The 17,294-nt window shown below is 52.6% G+C and carries 15 protein-coding genes and 1 other annotated feature; of the genes, 5 read left to right on the top strand and 10 right to left on the bottom strand.

All coding sequences use genetic code 11. The features are described from left to right. The first annotated feature begins 45 nt into the window (after positions 1-45). Together RTW80_RS11440 and ybaK are read left to right on the top strand one after the other, a co-directional pair. Entirely contained in the window at positions 46-840 is a 795-nt protein-coding gene (locus RTW80_RS11440) for a TraB/GumN family protein (protein ID WP_000365182.1), read from the top strand. A gap of 203 nt (positions 841-1,043) precedes the next feature. Further along, the gene (ybaK, locus tag RTW80_RS11445) at positions 1,044-1,523 is read left to right on the top strand and encodes a Cys-tRNA(Pro)/Cys-tRNA(Cys) deacylase YbaK (RefSeq protein ID WP_000186631.1); all 480 of its coding nucleotides are present in this window, start codon (positions 1,044-1,046) and stop codon (positions 1,521-1,523) included. A gap of 36 nt (positions 1,524-1,559) precedes the next feature. Here the strand turns inward: ybaK and ushA are convergent, their stop codons facing one another. Continuing rightward, entirely contained in the window at positions 1,560-3,212 is a 1,653-nt protein-coding gene (gene ushA, locus RTW80_RS11450) for a bifunctional UDP-sugar hydrolase/5'-nucleotidase (RefSeq protein WP_000771748.1), read from the bottom strand. A gap of 217 nt (positions 3,213-3,429) precedes the next feature. Between ushA and fsr the strand changes: the two genes are divergently transcribed. Next, a complete protein-coding gene (gene fsr / locus RTW80_RS11455; protein WP_001251608.1) occupies positions 3,430-4,650 on the top strand; it encodes a fosmidomycin MFS transporter in 1,221 nt (406 codons plus the stop codon). A gap of 237 nt (positions 4,651-4,887) precedes the next feature. Beyond that, positions 4,888-6,564, top strand: a complete 1,677-nt coding sequence (ybaL, locus tag RTW80_RS11460) for a YbaL family putative K(+) efflux transporter (protein ID WP_000546237.1) — start codon at positions 4,888-4,890, stop codon at positions 6,562-6,564. 132 nt (positions 6,565-6,696) lie between these two features. Here ybaL and gsk read toward each other — a convergent pair whose 3' ends face one another. Next, a complete protein-coding gene (gene gsk / locus RTW80_RS11465; RefSeq protein WP_000671574.1) occupies positions 6,697-8,001 on the bottom strand; it encodes an inosine/guanosine kinase in 1,305 nt (434 codons plus the stop codon). A gap of 151 nt (positions 8,002-8,152) precedes the next feature. Here gsk and aes point away from each other — a divergent pair, with 151 nt between their 5' ends. Beyond that, positions 8,153-9,112, top strand: a complete 960-nt coding sequence (aes, locus tag RTW80_RS11470; RefSeq protein WP_000801865.1) for an acetyl esterase — start codon at positions 8,153-8,155, stop codon at positions 9,110-9,112. Here aes and hemH read toward each other — a convergent pair. The 8 genes from hemH to RTW80_RS11510 form a co-directional block, all read right to left on the bottom strand. Next, positions 9,109-10,071: a ferrochelatase gene (gene hemH, locus RTW80_RS11475; protein WP_001250117.1), complete on the bottom strand. Its 963-nt coding sequence runs from the start codon at positions 10,069-10,071 to the stop codon at positions 9,109-9,111. The two genes, aes and hemH, sit on opposite strands and share 4 nt — an antisense overlap. A 235-nt stretch (positions 10,072-10,306) precedes the next feature. Continuing rightward, positions 10,307-10,951 carry an adenylate kinase gene (gene adk / locus RTW80_RS11480; RefSeq protein ID WP_001220233.1) on the bottom strand — a complete coding sequence of 215 codons (645 nt, stop codon included), beginning with the start codon at positions 10,949-10,951 and terminating at the stop codon, positions 10,307-10,309. A 180-nt stretch (positions 10,952-11,131) separates the two neighbouring features. Further along, complete coding sequence (htpG, locus tag RTW80_RS11485) at positions 11,132-13,006, bottom strand: molecular chaperone HtpG (protein ID WP_000678201.1); 1,875 nt, start codon at positions 13,004-13,006, stop codon at positions 11,132-11,134. Positions 13,007-13,115: 109 nt separating this feature from the next. Next, a complete protein-coding gene (gene recR, locus RTW80_RS11490) occupies positions 13,116-13,721 on the bottom strand; it encodes a recombination mediator RecR (protein ID WP_001195025.1) in 606 nt (201 codons plus the stop codon). After that, positions 13,721-14,050, bottom strand: coding sequence for a YbaB/EbfC family nucleoid-associated protein (locus tag RTW80_RS11495; protein WP_000467098.1), 330 nt, complete (start codon positions 14,048-14,050; stop codon positions 13,721-13,723). Before RTW80_RS11495 ends, recR begins: the two co-directional genes overlap by 1 nt. Positions 14,051-14,102: 52 nt before the next feature. After that, positions 14,103-16,034 carry a DNA polymerase III subunit gamma/tau gene (gene dnaX / locus RTW80_RS11500; RefSeq protein WP_063119223.1) on the bottom strand — a complete coding sequence of 644 codons (1,932 nt, stop codon included), beginning with the start codon at positions 16,032-16,034 and terminating at the stop codon, positions 14,103-14,105. Beyond that, positions 14,706-14,770, bottom strand: a sequence feature (DnaX frameshifting element). It overlaps the preceding gene by 65 nt. A 128-nt stretch (positions 16,035-16,162) precedes the next feature. Beyond that, positions 16,163-16,714 (bottom strand): adenine phosphoribosyltransferase, encoded by a 552-nt coding sequence (gene apt / locus RTW80_RS11505; protein ID WP_000127356.1) that lies wholly within the window; start codon positions 16,712-16,714, stop codon positions 16,163-16,165. Positions 16,715-16,866: 152 nt separating this feature from the next. Continuing rightward, on the bottom strand, positions 16,867-17,244 hold the full coding sequence (locus RTW80_RS11510) for a DUF454 family protein (protein ID WP_001188905.1): 378 nt from the start codon (positions 17,242-17,244) through the stop codon (positions 16,867-16,869). Positions 17,245-17,294 lie beyond the last annotated feature (50 nt).

Genomic DNA, 17,294 nt, shown 5'->3' on the forward strand with positions numbered 1-17,294 from the left:
ATCCCTCCCCGCGCGCTAGCATGATATTTCACAAAGGGAGGTCGTATGGATCTGTTGTACCGGGTAAAAACGCTTTGGGCCGCGCTGCGCGGTAATCATTACACCTGGCCTGCCATCGATATCACCCTTCCCGGCAATCGCCATTTTCATCTGATTGGCAGTATTCATATGGGTAGCCACGATATGGCTCCCCTGCCCACCCGTTTGCTCAAAAAGCTCAAAAACGCCGATGCGCTGATCGTCGAGGCGGATGTTTCCACCAGCGATACGCCTTTTGCTAATTTGCCTACTTGCGAGGCGCTGGAAGAGCGCATTAACGAGGAGCAACTCCAAAATCTGCAGCACATTAGCCAGGAGATGGGCATTTCTCCGTCGCTCTTTTCTACTCAACCGCTGTGGCAAATCGCGATGGTTCTTCAGGCGACGCAGGCACAAAAACTGGGGCTGCGGGCAGAATACGGTATCGATTACCAGTTATTGCAGGCGGCGAAGCAACAACATAAACCCGTGATTGAACTGGAAGGGGCTGAAAACCAGATTACCATGTTGCTCCAGCTCCCTGACAAAGGACTGGCGCTGCTGGACGATACGCTGACCCACTGGCATACCAACGCACGGTTGCTGCAACAAATGATGAGCTGGTGGCTGAATGCACCTCCGCAAAATAATGATATAACGCTGCCCAATACGTTCAGTCAGTCGCTGTACGATGTGCTGATGCATCAGCGAAATCTCGCCTGGCGGGATAAATTACGCGCCATGCCGCCGGGGCGATATGTGGTCGCGGTCGGTGCACTACACCTGTATGGAGAAGGGAATTTGCCGCAAATGTTGCGCTAAAAAAATGGCCAATATCGCTATTGGCCCGTCAAAGAGGAATTTCATTTTTTTATTATTATGCCGTCACTTTAAGCGACGGTGTAACTCGATTGTCGCTCAATCTCACCATCCTGCCAATACTCTTAGGCAAGATGACTCTTTTTTTTGGACCGCCATCAGGCGTATGCTTGCTTCGTTTTTTTGTTTAAGGCAGGAAAATTACCATGACACCCGCAGTTAAATTACTCGAAAAAAACAAGATTTCGTTTCAAATCCATACCTACGAGCACGATCCGGCTGAAACCAATTTTGGCGATGAAGTCGTCAAAAAATTAGGTTTGAATCCGGATCAGGTCTACAAAACGCTGCTGGTGGCAGTGAACGGTGATATGAAACACCTTGCCGTGGCCGTTACGCCGGTCGCAGGTCAACTGGATCTTAAAAAAGTAGCAAAAGCGCTGGGTGCCAAGAAAGTTGAGATGGCCGATCCGATGGTCGCGCAGCGTTCGACGGGATACCTGGTTGGGGGGATTAGCCCACTGGGGCAGAAAAAACGTCTGCCAACGATTATCGACGCCCCCGCACAAGAATTTGCCACTATTTATGTTTCCGGCGGCAAGCGCGGACTGGATATCGAACTGGCGGCAGGCGATCTGGCAAAGATCCTCGATGCCAAATTTGCTGATATCGCCCGCCGCGATTAAGCATTGTGCCGGATGCAAACATCCGGCACTTTCGGATTACTGCCAGCTCACCTCACCTTTCGGTTCATAAACACTCACATCCAGCGGCGAGCTTTTCTGGATATACGCTTTCAGCACTTCGGCATCAATAAAGCCGGTATTCACATAGCCCGGTTTGTTATCAAGGCGCGGATATCCATCACCGCCGGTGGCATTGAAGTTTAATGTCGCCATACGGTAAGTTTTCGCCGGATCGACCGGTTCGCCTTTGATTTTAAGGTCGTTCAGTTTGCCGTCTTTCGCCACAAAGCTAACGTTGGCAAATTGCGGGTAGGCACCTGAATCTGGCTTCATCTGCGCGACGGCGGTCAGGTAATCAATCACCTCTTTACCGGTCATGTCGGCATACACCACCACATTGCCGAATGGCTGCACTTTCAGCACGTTTTTATAGCTGATATCGCCTGCTTCGATAGAATCACGAATTCCGCCTCCGCTCATCACCGCAAAGTCGGCACCAGTGCGATCCATTTGGGCTGCCAGAATCAACCGCCCCATATTGGTCTGTACAAAACGCACTTTGTCACGATCGCCTTCCAGACGACCATTGGTTTCGCCTATTTTCACTTCCAGCTGCGCTTTGCCTTTGTTCTGGAACGGTGATAACAGCGAGATCATTTGCTGGTTTTCAGCGATTTCAGGAGTGTAAAGCACGCGCTCGCTTTTCCCGTCTTCCCAGGTCACTTTCTTCTTCAGGTTCACCGGAATCAGCTGGTAGTTAACCATTTTCATTTCGCCATTACGAAACTCAAAATCAGCCCGTCCCACGTATTTGCCCCACTCATGCGCCTGCACAATCCAGATGCCGTTTTGTTGATCTGGTTTGCATGGCGTACCCGGCACGTAATCGACCTGTTTTTTGTTTTCTGCCGCCATGCAGACCGGATCTTGCGAGTGACCACCGACGATCATCGCCAGCGATCCGGCAGGCAGCGCGCGTGCCATCTCCACATCGCCCGGTGCGTTAGAGCCGTGCTCACCATTATCGTAATGCCCCATATGGGTCGCCGCGATAATAATGTCTGGCTTTTCTGTCTGTTGCAGCTCCTGAATCACCAGCTTCGCTTCATCGGCGGGCTTACGAAATTCGATATCAGTGAAGTATTCCGGGTTACCAATTTTTGCTGTGTCATCGGTTGTCAGCCCAATAACGGCAATTTTCAGATCCTGACGCTTAAACAGCGCCCACGGTTTAAACAGGCGCTCGCCAGTACTTTTCTGGTAGATATTCGCGGAAAGCAACGGGAACTTGGCCCACTTTTCCTGCTGGCGTAATACGGTGAGCGGATTATCAAATTCATGATTACCGATCGCCATCGCGTCATAGCCCACCAGATTCATACCGCGAAAATCAGGTTCGGCATCCTGTAAGTCAGACTCGGGCACGCCAGTGTTAATGTCGCCACCGGAAAGTAGCAGCACGCTACCGCCTTCAGCCGCAACCTCTTTGCGGATACCATCCACCAGCGTTTTTTGCGCCGCCAGACCATATTCGCCATATTCATTGCGCCAAAAATGCCCATGATGATCATTGGTATGCAGAACTGTAATTTTGTAGGTTTTATCCTGCTCATACGCCAGAGCAGTTTCACTCGCCAGTGTAAATGTGGTTAACAGCGCTAACGCCACGCCCCGCTGCAATAATTTCATACTTCTCTCCCTGACCTGATTTCAACGTGTTGAAAAATAGTATGACGCGACATCATAGACAAGTCTGCGTCCGGTGAAGATAAATCTGCATCCAGATTAGAAATTCTGTATTCGGCGTTGAGACTTCCTTCAGACGACGCATACAGGTATGTTAGTCGGGTAATAATCACAAATAAGATCATTCTTTACATCGCAACCCTGAAAAAGTGACTTTCCTATGGCAATGAGTGAACAACCCCAGCCTGTGGCGGGCGCGGCTGCGTCAACGACCAAGGCCCGAACATCGTTTGGTATTTTAGGTGCTATCAGCCTCTCACATCTGCTGAACGACATGATCCAATCGCTGATTCTGGCGATTTATCCGCTGCTTCAGTCAGAATTTTCTCTGACATTTATGCAGATTGGCATGATAACCCTCACCTTCCAGCTCGCCTCTTCGCTACTGCAACCAGTGGTCGGCTACTGGACCGATAAATATCCGATGCCGTGGTCGTTGCCAATTGGCATGTGCTTTACCTTAAGTGGTCTGGTGCTGCTTGCGCTGGCGGGCAGTTTTGGCGCAGTTCTGCTGGCGGCGGCGCTGGTCGGTACCGGTTCATCGGTCTTTCATCCGGAATCTTCTCGCGTGGCCCGTATGGCTTCCGGCGGGCGGCATGGCCTGGCACAATCTATCTTTCAGGTCGGCGGCAACTTTGGCAGTTCCCTGGGACCCTTGCTGGCGGCGGTGATTATCGCGCCTTATGGCAAAGGCAACGTTGCCTGGTTTGTGCTTGCGGCACTGCTGGCGATCGTGGTGTTGGCACAAATCAGCCGTTGGTACTCGGCACAGCACCGAATGAATAAAGGAAAACCCAAAGCGACGATAATCAATCCACTGCCGCGCAACAAAGTGGTACTGGCAGTCAGCATTCTGTTAATCCTCATTTTCTCGAAATATTTCTATATGGCGAGCATCAGCAGCTATTACACCTTTTATCTGATGCAAAAATTCGGATTATCTATCCAGAATGCCCAGCTTCATCTGTTTGCCTTCCTGTTTGCCGTTGCGGCAGGTACGGTGATCGGCGGGCCTGTAGGGGATAAAATTGGACGGAAATATGTGATTTGGGGCTCTATCCTCGGCGTTGCGCCGTTTACGCTGATTTTACCCTACGCCAGCCTGCACTGGACGGGGGTTTTAACGGTGATTATTGGATTTATCCTCGCTTCGGCATTCTCTGCCATTCTGGTCTACGCTCAGGAGCTACTTCCGGGACGTATCGGTATGGTTTCTGGACTCTTTTTCGGTTTTGCTTTTGGCATGGGAGGTCTGGGAGCGGCAGTTCTGGGGCTTATCGCCGATCACACCAGCATCGAGTTAGTCTATAAAATCTGTGCTTTCCTGCCACTATTGGGGATGTTGACCATATTCCTGCCTGATAACCGGCATAAAGACTGATTTCATTGCAGCCAAAGGCAAACTTTGGCTGCATCGTTTTACAGTCGCCATAAGCCTTTCCTCTGTTAAACCGCCTTCTGTTTTCCGATCCGTGCTTTTTTTGCAGCTAATTCCATTTTTCTGCAAAATTCAATAATTATTCATGAACATCATCAATGAAATTGTCATAAACTATTACCTGTAATTTTGGTTTTCCCGGCCAAAAATGGACAATAACCACCAGGAAAAGGAGACGGAATGCATCACGCCACCCCGCTTATCACCACCATTGTTGGCGGCCTTGTGCTCGCCTTTATCCTCGGCATGCTGGCCAATAAACTACGTATTTCTCCTCTGGTGGGATATCTGTTAGCGGGTGTGCTGGCAGGACCATTCACTCCGGGCTTTGTTGCCGATACCAAGCTTGCGCCGGAACTGGCTGAACTGGGCGTCATTCTGTTGATGTTTGGCGTCGGTTTGCACTTTTCGCTGAAGGATTTGATGGCGGTAAAGGCCATCGCCATTCCCGGTGCGATCGCCCAGATAGCCGTGGCGACGCTGCTGGGTATGGCGCTCTCTGCCGTGCTGGGCTGGTCGTTAATGACCGGTATCGTGTTCGGTTTATGTCTTTCCACCGCCAGTACCGTGGTGTTACTGCGCGCACTTGAAGAACGGCAATTAATTGACAGTCAGCGTGGGCAAATCGCCATCGGTTGGTTGATTGTGGAAGACCTGGTAATGGTTCTGACGCTGGTGTTGCTGCCCGCAGTGGCAGGAATGATGGAACAGGGCGATGTGGGCTTTGCCACTCTTGCAGTCGATATGGGGATCACCATCGGCAAAGTGATCGCATTTATCGCCATTATGATGCTGGTAGGTCGCCGTCTGGTGCCGTGGATTATGGCACGCAGCGCGGCAACCGGTTCTCGCGAGCTGTTTACCCTGTCGGTGCTGGCGCTGGCGTTAGGGGTTGCCTTTGGTGCGGTAGAGCTGTTTGATGTCTCCTTTGCACTCGGTGCGTTCTTTGCCGGGATGGTACTGAACGAGTCTGAACTGAGTCACCGTGCCGCCCACGATACGCTGCCATTGCGCGACGCGTTTGCGGTGCTGTTTTTTGTCTCCGTCGGGATGTTGTTTGATCCGTTAATTCTGATTCAGCAACCGCTGGCAGTGCTGGCGACGCTGGCGATTATTCTGTTTGGTAAGTCGTTAGCCGCATTTTTCCTGGTGCGACTGTTTGGTCACTCCCAACGTACGGCATTAACCATCGCCGCCAGCCTGGCGCAGATTGGTGAGTTCGCGTTTATCCTGGCGGGACTGGGAATGGCATTGAATTTACTGCCGCAGGCCGGACAAAACCTGGTACTGGCAGGGGCGATCCTGTCGATTATGCTCAACCCGGTACTGTTCGCACTACTGGAGAAATATCTGGCGAAGACCGAAACGCTGGAAGAGCAGACGCTGGAAGAGGCAATCGAAGAAGAGAAGCAGATCCCAGTGGATATTTGCAACCATGCGCTACTGGTGGGTTACGGTCGTGTAGGCAGCCTGCTGGGGGAGAAATTGCTCGCCTCTGATATTCCGCTGGTGGTGATTGAGACGTCACGAACCCGTGTTGATGAGCTGCGAGAGCGCGGGGTCCGCGCAGTATTGGGCAATGCGGCGAACGAAGAAATTATGCAACTGGCGCATCTGGAATGTGCAAAATGGCTGATCCTGACGATTCCCAACGGTTATGAAGCGGGTGAGATTGTGGCATCTGCCCGCGCGAAAAATCCGGATATTGAGATTATTGCCCGCGCCCATTATGACGATGAAGTGGCGTATATCACCGAACGTGGTGCGAATCAGGTAGTGATGGGCGAGCGTGAAATCGCCCGTACCATGCTGGAACTGCTGGAAACGCCACCGGCGGGTGAGGTGGTGACGGGGTAAACGGTGGTTGCCGGATGTAAAATATGAAAAATATGTAGGCATGATAAGACGCGCCAGCGTCGCATCAGGCATCGAGAGCCAAATGCCAGATGCGGCGTGAACGCCTTATCTGGCCTACGAACCGACGATAACTTAACGATCCCAGTAAGACTCTTCCAGGCTGTCTTCACGCTCCGGCAAGCCGCGCGTTAAACGAGGTGAATGCTGGTTCAGTACCTGATAGCTCACACGGTTAGCATATTTACACACCTGCGCTAACGATGAATAAGTTAACCAGGTGAATTTATGTTTGCTGGAGTTTGGTACGTTGCTACGATGGTAGCTGTTGGCGGTAATGTCATGCAGCAACGCTGCCAATGCGCCATCCCCCGCTCCATTAGTGTTCATGATTTTTTCCGGCCCGCCCATGTACGGCGCAATGTGCGAATATACACGCAGCGGATTCTGGCAATCCTTGTGGCGCATGGCGCGGCTAAACTCATACTGGTTGAATTCCGCTATAGCGCCCGGCAGCAGCGGATGCTGGGTTTTACGTTTCGCTTCGTCTTCGGTAAAGCCCGCCATATACAAGCCGATTGGCCCGGCGGTGCACAGCACCAGATCTACCCAGTCCAGCGCCTTGTCAGATGCCAACAACGGATCGCTTTCTCCGGTCAACGCTTCGGCTTCATCTTCGTTCATCGCAAGGATAGAGACGTGGTCTTTGAGGAATTGCTGCCACCACTGCGGATTCTCGGCAATGACAAACTTAGTTCCCAGCGTCAGCACCACCGGTACGTTATATTTCTTCGCGTACTCAATGGCTTTCATGGTTGCTTCCGGCATGGGTTCACCCGGCTTGCAACGCACCAGATAAGAGGTGAGAACCAGTGCCGAGGCTCCGGCAATCACATCTTCCGGAATACTTTCAGCCCGCAGCTGGTTCATGTGGCCAGGGCTGATAGCAAAGGTACGTTCCCCGGACTCGCCAATCAGCGTAAAGCAACGACCAATCGGACCATCCACGCCTTGTAGATAGTTAAGATCGGTACGGCTGGAGGTGTTACACAGGTAACGATAGGCATAGCTGCCAATTTCAATATTGCTGCACATGACGCCCAGCAGCACCGAACGGTCGTCCGCGAGCACCGAGTAGTTGTGCATGGTGTTACCAATAGTGCCACCCGCAAACTGATGGGTAATCAGGTTTTTCTGTTTTAGTTCCTGATAAAGCGCTTCGGCTACGTCATCCTCAATCACCAGTGAATGCCCGGCGCTTAATCCATAACGCTCAATGAATTCGTCATCCACTTTCGCTTCAATATCGACCAGCGTTTGATCGATACCCACTACCCAGGCGGCGCTGGTTTCGTTTTCTGGCTGGAACTGCTGAAGCAGCGGATCGCGTGCATTTACAGGGAAGTAATGTTTGGATTTACGTTTACCGGGAAATTTCATGGTTGTTTTTACGGGTGGTTAACTGAGCGGCGAATGTTAACACAATCTGACGGGAGCGCGCGAGACGCAGCCAGTTTCAATATCAGCAGGCGGGATCGCATTTTCATGGCAGTGGTTCCTTACAATGACGTAATTTGAAAGGAGTTTTTGTATGAAGCCGGAAAACAAATCACCTGTTCTGGACCTTATTTCTGCTGGAATGAAGACCGTTGTGAATACTCTTCAGCCGGATTTACCGCCCTGGCCCGCAACGGGAACGATTGCTGAGCAACGACAGTATTACACGCTTGAGCGCCGATTCTGGAATGCGGGCGCTCCAGAAATGGCAACCAGAGCTTACATGGTTCCAACAAAATATGGGCAGGTGGAAACACGTCTCTTTTGTCCGCAGCCAGATAGCCCGGCGACGCTATTTTATTTGCATGGAGGCGGTTTTATTCTCGGCAATCTCGATACCCACGATCGCATCATGCGCCTGCTGGCAAGCTACAGCCAATGTACGGTGATTGGTATTGATTACACCCTTTCACCTGAAGCGCGTTTTCCGCAAGCGATAGAGGAAATTGTGGCTGCTTGTTGTTATTTCCACCAGCAGGCGGAGGATTATCAAATCAATATGTCCCGCATTGGCTTTGCCGGTGATTCCGCAGGTGCCATGCTGGCGCTCGCCAGTGCGTTGTGGTTGCGTGATAAACAGATCGATTGCGGTAAAATTGCGGGTGTTTTGCTGTGGTATGGGCTTTACGGATTACGGGATTCCGTGACTCGTCGTCTGTTGGGCGGTGTCTGGGATGGCTTAACGCAACAGGATTTGCAGATGTATGAAGAGGCGTATTTAAGCAACGACGCGGACCGCGAGTCGCCGTATTACTGTCTGTTTAATAATGATCTCACTCGCGAAGTTCCGCCCTGTTTTATTGCCGGGGCGGAGTTCGATCCGCTGCTGGATGACAGCCGTCTGCTTTACCAGACGTTAGCGGCGCATCAGCAGCCCTGTGAGTTCAAACTCTACCCAGGCACGCTGCACGCCTTTTTGCATTATTCACGGATGATGAAAACCGCCGACGAGGCTCTTCGCGACGGCGCTCAGTTCTTTACCGCTCAGCTTTAGCGATACGCGGCAACAAGATTAGCCATCATTTCAATATGTTCCGGCGTGGCATTAAGCGCTGGAATATATTCATATTTTTTCCCGCCGGCACCGAGGAAGACCTCACGGTTTTGCTCGGCAATCTCTTCCAGCGTCTCCAGACAATCCGCAGCAAAGCCCGGGCACATCACCTGTATATGACCTACGCCTTTTTCTCCGAGCATTTTCAGCGTTTCGTCGGTATAAGGCATCAGCCAGGGTTCCCGACCAAAGCGCGACTGAAAGGTCATCATCACTTTTTCCGGTGCCATCCCCAGTGCGGAAGCCAGTTCGCGAGTCGTTGTGCGGCAACGTTGCGGGTAATCATCGCCTTCATCTGCATAACGCTGGGGAATGCCATGATAAGAGAGCAGCAGCAGATCCGGTTCGCCATGTTTGGCAAAAGAAGCGCGTACGCTGTTCGCCAGTGCATTAATGTAATCGTGGTTATCAGCGTAATCACGAATAAACGATATCCCCGGAATGCTACGTTTGCGCGCCAGAATGCGTGCCAGTTCATCCCATACCGCACCGACCGTTGAACAGGAGTATTGCGGATAAAGCGGCAGCACCACAATATGATCTACATGCTCTGCCAGGAGTTCATCTACGGCGCTTTCCAGTGATGGCGAGCCGTAGCTCATTCCCAGCGCTACGGGCGTCTCCGGTAAACGTTGTGCCAGCGCCTGCTGTTGCTGACGGCTGTAAACCATCAGCGGCGAGCCACCTTCCATCCAGACAGAGGCATACAGCTTCGCCACACGCGGCGAGCGCAGCGGCAAAATCACGCCGCGCAGCAATGGCCACCATAACAACCGTGAGGTATCAACCACGCGTCTGTCGCTTAAAAATTGTTTCAGATAGCGTTTTACCGCTTCAGGTGTGGGGGCATCGGGCGTACCCAGGTTTGCCAGCAGGATACCGGTTTTAGTCTGACGCATTACCGCCTCTTATCGATTCAACTTGTTGATAATTGTAGCGGAAAAGTGAGGAAGAAGAACTAATTGCTGTGAGAGGTCAAATCAGAAAAAGGAATAGCGCAGATTGAGGTTTTTGTAAAAGGCCGAATGAATATCCGGCCTGAGATTGCTGATAAGTTTGCTTGTGCGGGCCTGTTCCCCTCACCCTAACCCTCTCCCCGAGGGGGCGAGGGGACTGTCCGTGCGCGCTTTCGAATTAGCCGAGGATTTTTTCCAGATCAGCGCGAACTTCAGCAACCGGCTTGGTGCCGTCAACTTTCGCGTATTTGGTATTACCCGCTTCAGCTTCTTTTGAATAGTAGCCAATCAGCGGCGCAGTCATCTGATGATATTCAACCAGACGTTTACGTACGGTTTCTTCCTGATCATCTTTACGGGTGGTCAGCTCTTCACCGGTAACGTCGTCTTTACCTTCTACTTTCGGCGGATTGAATTTAACGTGATAAACACGGCCAGACGGCGCGTGAACACGGCGACCCACGATACGGTCAACGATCAGTTCGTCCGGTACATCAAATTCCAGAACGTAATCAACATTGATGCCCGCTTCTTTCATCGCGTCTGCCTGCGGAATGGTACGCGGGAAGCCGTCCAACAGGAAACCATTACGGCAGTCTTCCTGAGCAATGCGCTCTTTAACCAGCGCGATCACCAGTTCGTCGGTGACCAGTTTGCCAGCATCCATAATGTCTTTTGCTTGTTTACCCAGCTCGGAGCCAGATTTGACCGCAGCACGCAGCATATCGCCAGTGGAGATTTGCGGAATACCATATTTCTCCATGATGAACTGAGCCTGAGTCCCTTTCCCCGCGCCCGGAGCGCCAAGCAGAATGATACGCATTGCGAAAATCCCCTTAAAATGTGTCGAATTTTTTGAAAAAGCGATAAACGATACCACCAACAGGCGATTGCCTCAAGAAAGGCACCTGAGGCTGAAACGGTTAATGGCGAGATAATTTGCGGAAAGTGCAGATGATGAAAAGAAAAATGCCGGATGACACAAAGGTCATCCGGCATGACATCAGGAAACCAGCAGCTGGTTCATACGACGAATAAACAGGTTCGGATCTTCCAGCGTGCCGCGTTCTGCCAGCAGCGCCTGATCCAGCAGCAGTTCTACCCACTCGCTGAACTTCGCTTCATCTTCAGTATCTGCCGCACGTTTCACCAGTACGTGATCCGGGTTCAGTTCGAAGATGTATTTCACTTCTGGCACTTTCTGGCCCGCCGCAGCGAACAGTTTCGCCATCTGAGTGCTCATTTCGTCCGCGTCGGTCGAAACGATCGCTGGCGTATCGGTCAGACGGTGAGTCAGACGGACATCTTTCACGCGCTCGCCGAGCAGGGCTTTCACACGGTCGATGAACGGAGTCAGTGCTTTCTCCGCTTCTTTCGCGCTCTCATCAACTTCGTCAGCCAGTTTTTCAAGCGACTCGTCAACTTTAGACACCGACTGGAACGGTTTACCGTCGAACTCAGTCAGATAGTTCATCATCCACTCATCGATGCGGTCGGAAAGCAGCAGAACTTCGATGCCTTTCTTACGCAGCAGTTCCAGGTGCGGGCTGCTCTTCGCTGCCGCATAGCTGTCTGCGGTGATGTAGTAGATTTTCTCCTGCCCTTCTTTCATGCGGGAAACGTAGTCTTCCAGAGATACGGTCTGCGCAGAAGAATCGGTATGGGTAGAAGCAAAACGCAGCAGTTTGGCGATCGCTTCCTGGTTAGCGAAATCTTCCGCCGGACCTTCTTTCAGTACCAGGCCAAACTGTTGCCAGAAGGTCTGGTATTTTTCCGCGTCGTCTTTCGCCAGTTTTTCCAGCATTTGCAGCACACGCTTGGTCAGCGCATTGCGCAGGTTACGCGTTACCGTGCTGTCCTGGAGGATTTCACGGGAAACGTTCAGCGGCAGATCGCTGGAGTCAATCAGACCACGCACGAAGCGCAGATAGTTCGGCATGAACTGTTCTGCGTCGTCCATGATGAACACACGCTGAACATACAGTTTCAGGCCGTGTTTATGATCGCGGTTCCACATATCCCACGGAGCCTGGGACGGGATGTACAGCAGGCTGGTGTACTCCTGCTTACCTTCAACACGGTTGTGGCTCCAGGTCAGCGGATCATTAAAGTCGTGGGCGATGTGTTTGTAGAACTCTTTGTACTCTTCATCGGTGATTTCCGACTTGTTACGAGTCCACAGCGCCTGCGCTTTGTTGATTTTCTCCCAGGAGATAACGGTTTCGCCGTCTTTCTCTTCGCGTTTTTCGATCTCTACCGGCAGCGCGATATGGTCGGAGTATTTGCTGATGATGGAACGCACGCGCCAGTCATCGAGGAACTCGTCTTCGCCTTCACGCAGATGCAGGGTGATTTCAGTACCACGATCTTCTTTGGTGATGTCGGCAACGGTATATTCACCTTCGCCAGCCGATTCCCAGAAGACGCCGTTTTCTGGTTTTTCGCCTGCCGCGCGAGTACGCACGGTCACTTTGTCGGCCACGATAAACGCAGAGTAGAAACCAACACCAAACTGACCGATCAGCTGGCTGTCTTTCGCCTGGTCAGAACCCAGGGATTCGAGGAATGATTTGGTACCGGATTTAGCGATAGTCCCCAGATGGTCAATCACTTCGTCGCGGGTCATCCCCACGCCGTTATCGGAGATGGTCAGCGTACGCTTGTCTTTATCGAAAGAGACACGAACGCGTAGTTCGCCATCACCTTCGTACAGGTCCGGGTTAGAGAGCGCACGGAAACGCAGCTTGTCCGCCGCATCGGAGGCGTTAGAGATAAGCTCACGCAGGAAGATTTCTTTATTGGAATAGAGAGAATGGATCATCAGGTGCAGAAGCTGTTTCACTTCTGACTGAAAACCACGAGTTTCTTGTCCTTTCATGTAGGTCTACCTCAATAATGCCATTTTAAGGTTAAAAACAGGATGTGGGAGAGATGGGGACAAGGGAGAATAATTTCAAGCGAGAGCAGGTGATCCTGCTCTCGTTTGCTTAAAAACGAATCTTATGACGCCCGGCAAGGGAGTGTGACAACGTGGTGCCGTCGACCATTTCCAGCTCGCCGCCAACCGGAACGCCATGAGCGATTCGGCTGGCTTCCACGTCATATTGCGCGCAAAGCTCGGCAATGTAGTTAGCGGTAGCTTCACCTTCAACCGTGGGGTTGGTGGCGAGGATCACTTCAGTGATTTTTTCCTCTGCCAGACGCTGTTCCAGACGATCAAGCCCGATATCATCCGGACCGATGCCGTCCAGCGGTGACAGATGCCCCATCAACACAAAATAACGACCTGAAAACTGCCCCGTCTGCTCAATGGCGTAGATGTCCGCCGGACTCTCCACCACGCAGATTTGACCGTTTTCCTGACGACGCGGATTCGAACAGATGTTACAGACTTCCTGTTCGGTGAAAGTGCGGCAATCGGCGCAGTGGCCGATTTCCGACATCGCCCGGGTGAGCGCCTGCGCCAGACGCATCCCGCCGCTACGATCGCGCTGAAGCAGCGTGAACGCCATACGCTGCGCCGACTTCGGGCCAACGCCCGGCAGACAGCGCAGTGCTTCCATAAGCTGTGTTAACAGCGGGCTGGTTTGCATCAGAACGGCATCTTAAAGCCAGGCGGCAGCTGCATTCCGGAGGATACAGAGGCCATTTTTTCTTTCTGCGTTTCTTCAATACGACGTGCTGCGTCGTTGAATGCTGCAGCCACCAGGTCTTCCAGCATCTCTTTGTCGTCTTCCAGCAGGCTCGGGTCGATCTCTACGCGACGGCAGTTGTGTGCACCGTTGATGGTCACTTTTACCAGACCTGCGCCAGATTCGCCGGTAACTTCCAGCTGCGCGATCTCTTCCTGCATTTTCTGCATTTTTTCTTGCATCTGCTGGGCTTGCTTCATCAGGTTACCCAGACCGCCTTTACCAAACATAGGTTTCTCTCTCAATCACGTTAAGGATGACGAACGTAAGCTGTGCTTACGATCAAATGGGGCGGATACTGTCTTCATCCAGCTCCGCATCGAAGAATCGACGCAGGGTCTGAATATTATTATCCGCAATAATGGACTCGCGCGCCTGCGCAAGTTTTTCTTCGTATATCGCCTGACGCCATTCCAGCGGCGTACGCACCGCGGGATTATCATCTTCAACGATAGTCAGTTCAACCGTTGAACCTTTTAACGTGCTCAACGCTTCAGCCAGTTTTTGCTGTGCACCGCGGTTGTTCAAATGCCGCTGAGAGGTGCGCAAATGCAGACATACTGCGTTGTCGCTCTCCTCTTTCCAGGCATTTAAGGCCACCTGTTCGACCAGTTTTGGTAGCGAAAGTTGGCTAACCTGTGCCGCCCACGCGTCGCGCTCAATGGCTTCTGCCGCCAGCTTCGCCGCCAGTTCCGGCGTTTTTTCATGTTCCAGCGCTTTTTTCAGCGCCTTCGGCGTGGCGACCACTTCTTTTTGCTGCATCACCGGAGTGGTCGCCTTCCAGCGATACGCTTCTTTTTTAGCTGGCGCTTTTTCCAGCGCCGATGGCACCGGACGCGCCTGAACGCGATCGGTGACCGAAGCCAGTCTTTCCAGCGCAGCGTTATTCACCGGCCGCGCGCGGGTAGCGGCTGCCGGTTCACTCTTTTTTGCTTTGGTTGCTCCCTGCACGCGCTGCAACTGCTGGCGCGCCGCCAGCACCTGGCTGGTGGTTTCCGGGAGCGGTACAGTCGGAGCCTGCTGCGGCGCTGATTGCGGTTGCGGCGGCACCTGGGTTGGCGTCATTACTGCCGTTGGTGCGACAGGTGCAAAGGACTGGCGTGGCACTTCTGGCTCAGGCAGCGGCATACGCGGATGGAATGCCAGCGCGCGCAGCAGCGTCATCTCAACGCCCATGCGGCGGTCCGGCGCATACGGTAATTCTTTGCGACCAATCAACAGCGTCTGATAGTAAAGCTGAATATCCGTCGGCGGTATGGTGCGCGCCAGTTCACGCATCCGCAGCTCGATGGCGGCCATGTCGTTGCCAAGTGCAGCAGGCGAAAGTTGTACCATCGCAATACGATGCAACAGACCGAGCATTTCCACCAGCAACGCTTCCCACTCGATACCACGGGCAGCGGCTTCATTAATCAGCGCCATTACGCGCTCGCCGTTGGCCTCGACCATCGCTTCAACCAGCGACAGCGCCTGATCGTCGTCAAGCGTACCCAGCATCGCACTGACCGCCTGGGTTGAAACCTGGCCGTCACCGCTGGCAATCGCCTGGTCGGTCAGACTTAAGGCATCTCGCAGGCTGCCTTCAGCGGCGCGCGCCAGCAATTGCAACGCCCGCGGCTCGTGAGCGATATATTCTTCGTTGAGGATGTGCTCAAGCTGATGGCGAATTTGCTCGACATCCAGCGCCTTGAGATGAAATTGCAGACAGCGTGACAAAATCGTCACCGGCAATTTCTGTGGATCGGTCGTCGCCAGCAGAAACTTAACGTGCTCCGGCGGCTCTTCAAGGGTTTTTAACAGTGCGTTAAAGCTGTGGCGCGACAGCATATGCACTTCGTCGATCAGATAAACTTTGAAACGACCACGCGCCGGAGCGTACTGGACGTTATCCAGCAGGTCGCGGGTATCTTCAACTTTGGTGCGCGAGGCGGCGTCGATTTCAATCAGATCGACAAAGCGCCCCTGCTCGATTTCACGACAGTTATCGCACACGCCGCACGGCGTCGCGGTAATGCCGGTTTCGCAGTTTAGCCCCTTCGCCAGCAGTCGGGCGATAGAGGTTTTTCCGACGCCACGGGTGCCGGAAAAAAGATAAGCATGATGAATACGCCCTAACGACAAGCCGTTCGCCAGTGCGGTCAGCACATGTTCCTGGCCGACAACGTCAGCAAAGGTTTGTGGGCGCCATTTTCGGGCTAAGACCTGATAACTCATTGGCAGGCTCTGAAACGCTGGAAGGTGGATTCACGAAGGGGTAATGCTAACACAGCCCCGTCAGAACGGCGAGGCTGAATGCACATCTTGTGCTGTCCGTAGCGTGGGCAGCACAAGACTGGCGATAATTAATGGCCCGGGAACGGGACAAGGCTGTAGCTGGTAATGCCCTGTTTTTCGAGACGCTGTTCGCCGCCGAGATCGAACAGGTTGATAATGAACGCAGCGTCAGCCACTTCACCACCCAGACGACGGATCAGTTTAACGGTCGCTTCGATAGTGCCGCCGGTTGCCAGCAGATCGTCCACCACCAGAACTTTGTCGCCCGGTTTGATGGCATCAACGTGGATCTCCAGCTGATCGGTGCCGTATTCCAGATCGTAAGTTTCACTGATAGTTTCACGCGGCAGTTTGCCCGGTTTACGGACCGGCACAAAGCCAACGCCCAGACCCAGAGCTACCGGAGCGCCAAACAAGAAGCCACGCGCTTCGGTGCCGACAACTTTGGTAATGCCCGCATTTTTGTAACGCTCAACCAGCAAGTCGATGCTGAGAGCGTAAGCTTTCGGGTCTTCCAGTAAGCTGGTGACATCGCGGAAAAGAATGCCGGGTTTTGGGTAGTCCTGAATGCTTTTGATGCTATTTTTGAGATACTCAAGCTGCTGTGCAGTCGCGGTCATAAGTGTATGCCTGCTTGTTACGGTGGTACTCACGGCGCGTTTTAAACGTATCAAAAGTAACAGTTGTTTAACCTTTGACCGCCTGCGCCTGTGCTCGAAAACGCCAGAATGTACTGGCTGTACGCAATAATTGCAACTGCGATTGTTGTGCTTCAGTGCTTTTCTTGCTTTTCATCAATCACCGGAATTCGCCACATATAGAAAAGCAAACAGGCGAGAATTACCAGCAACATGATGCGCACCCATGGCATCTGGACGAACCACAGAGAAATGGCAAACGTGAGCAAAATAAGCAAAATCGCCCGCGGTTTGACGCCGCGCGGCATCGCATGATGTTTCTGCCAGAAACGTAGATAGCTGCCAAACCATGAGCGGTACAGCAACCAGGCGTGAAAGCGCGGGGAAGAACGGGCAAAGCACCAGGCCGCCAGCAGGATAAACGGCGTCGTCGGTAATACCGGTAATACCACGCCCAGCGTACCCAGCACTACCGCCAGCCAGCCAATGATGATTAAAATGATTCGTTGCATATTGAGTGTTGTCAGCTTACAGAGTGGCTACTTTAGCATAACAATTATCA

The organism is Escherichia sp. AM3, from assembly GCF_032029835.1.
Lineage (GTDB): Bacteria > Pseudomonadota > Gammaproteobacteria > Enterobacterales > Enterobacteriaceae > Escherichia > Escherichia coli.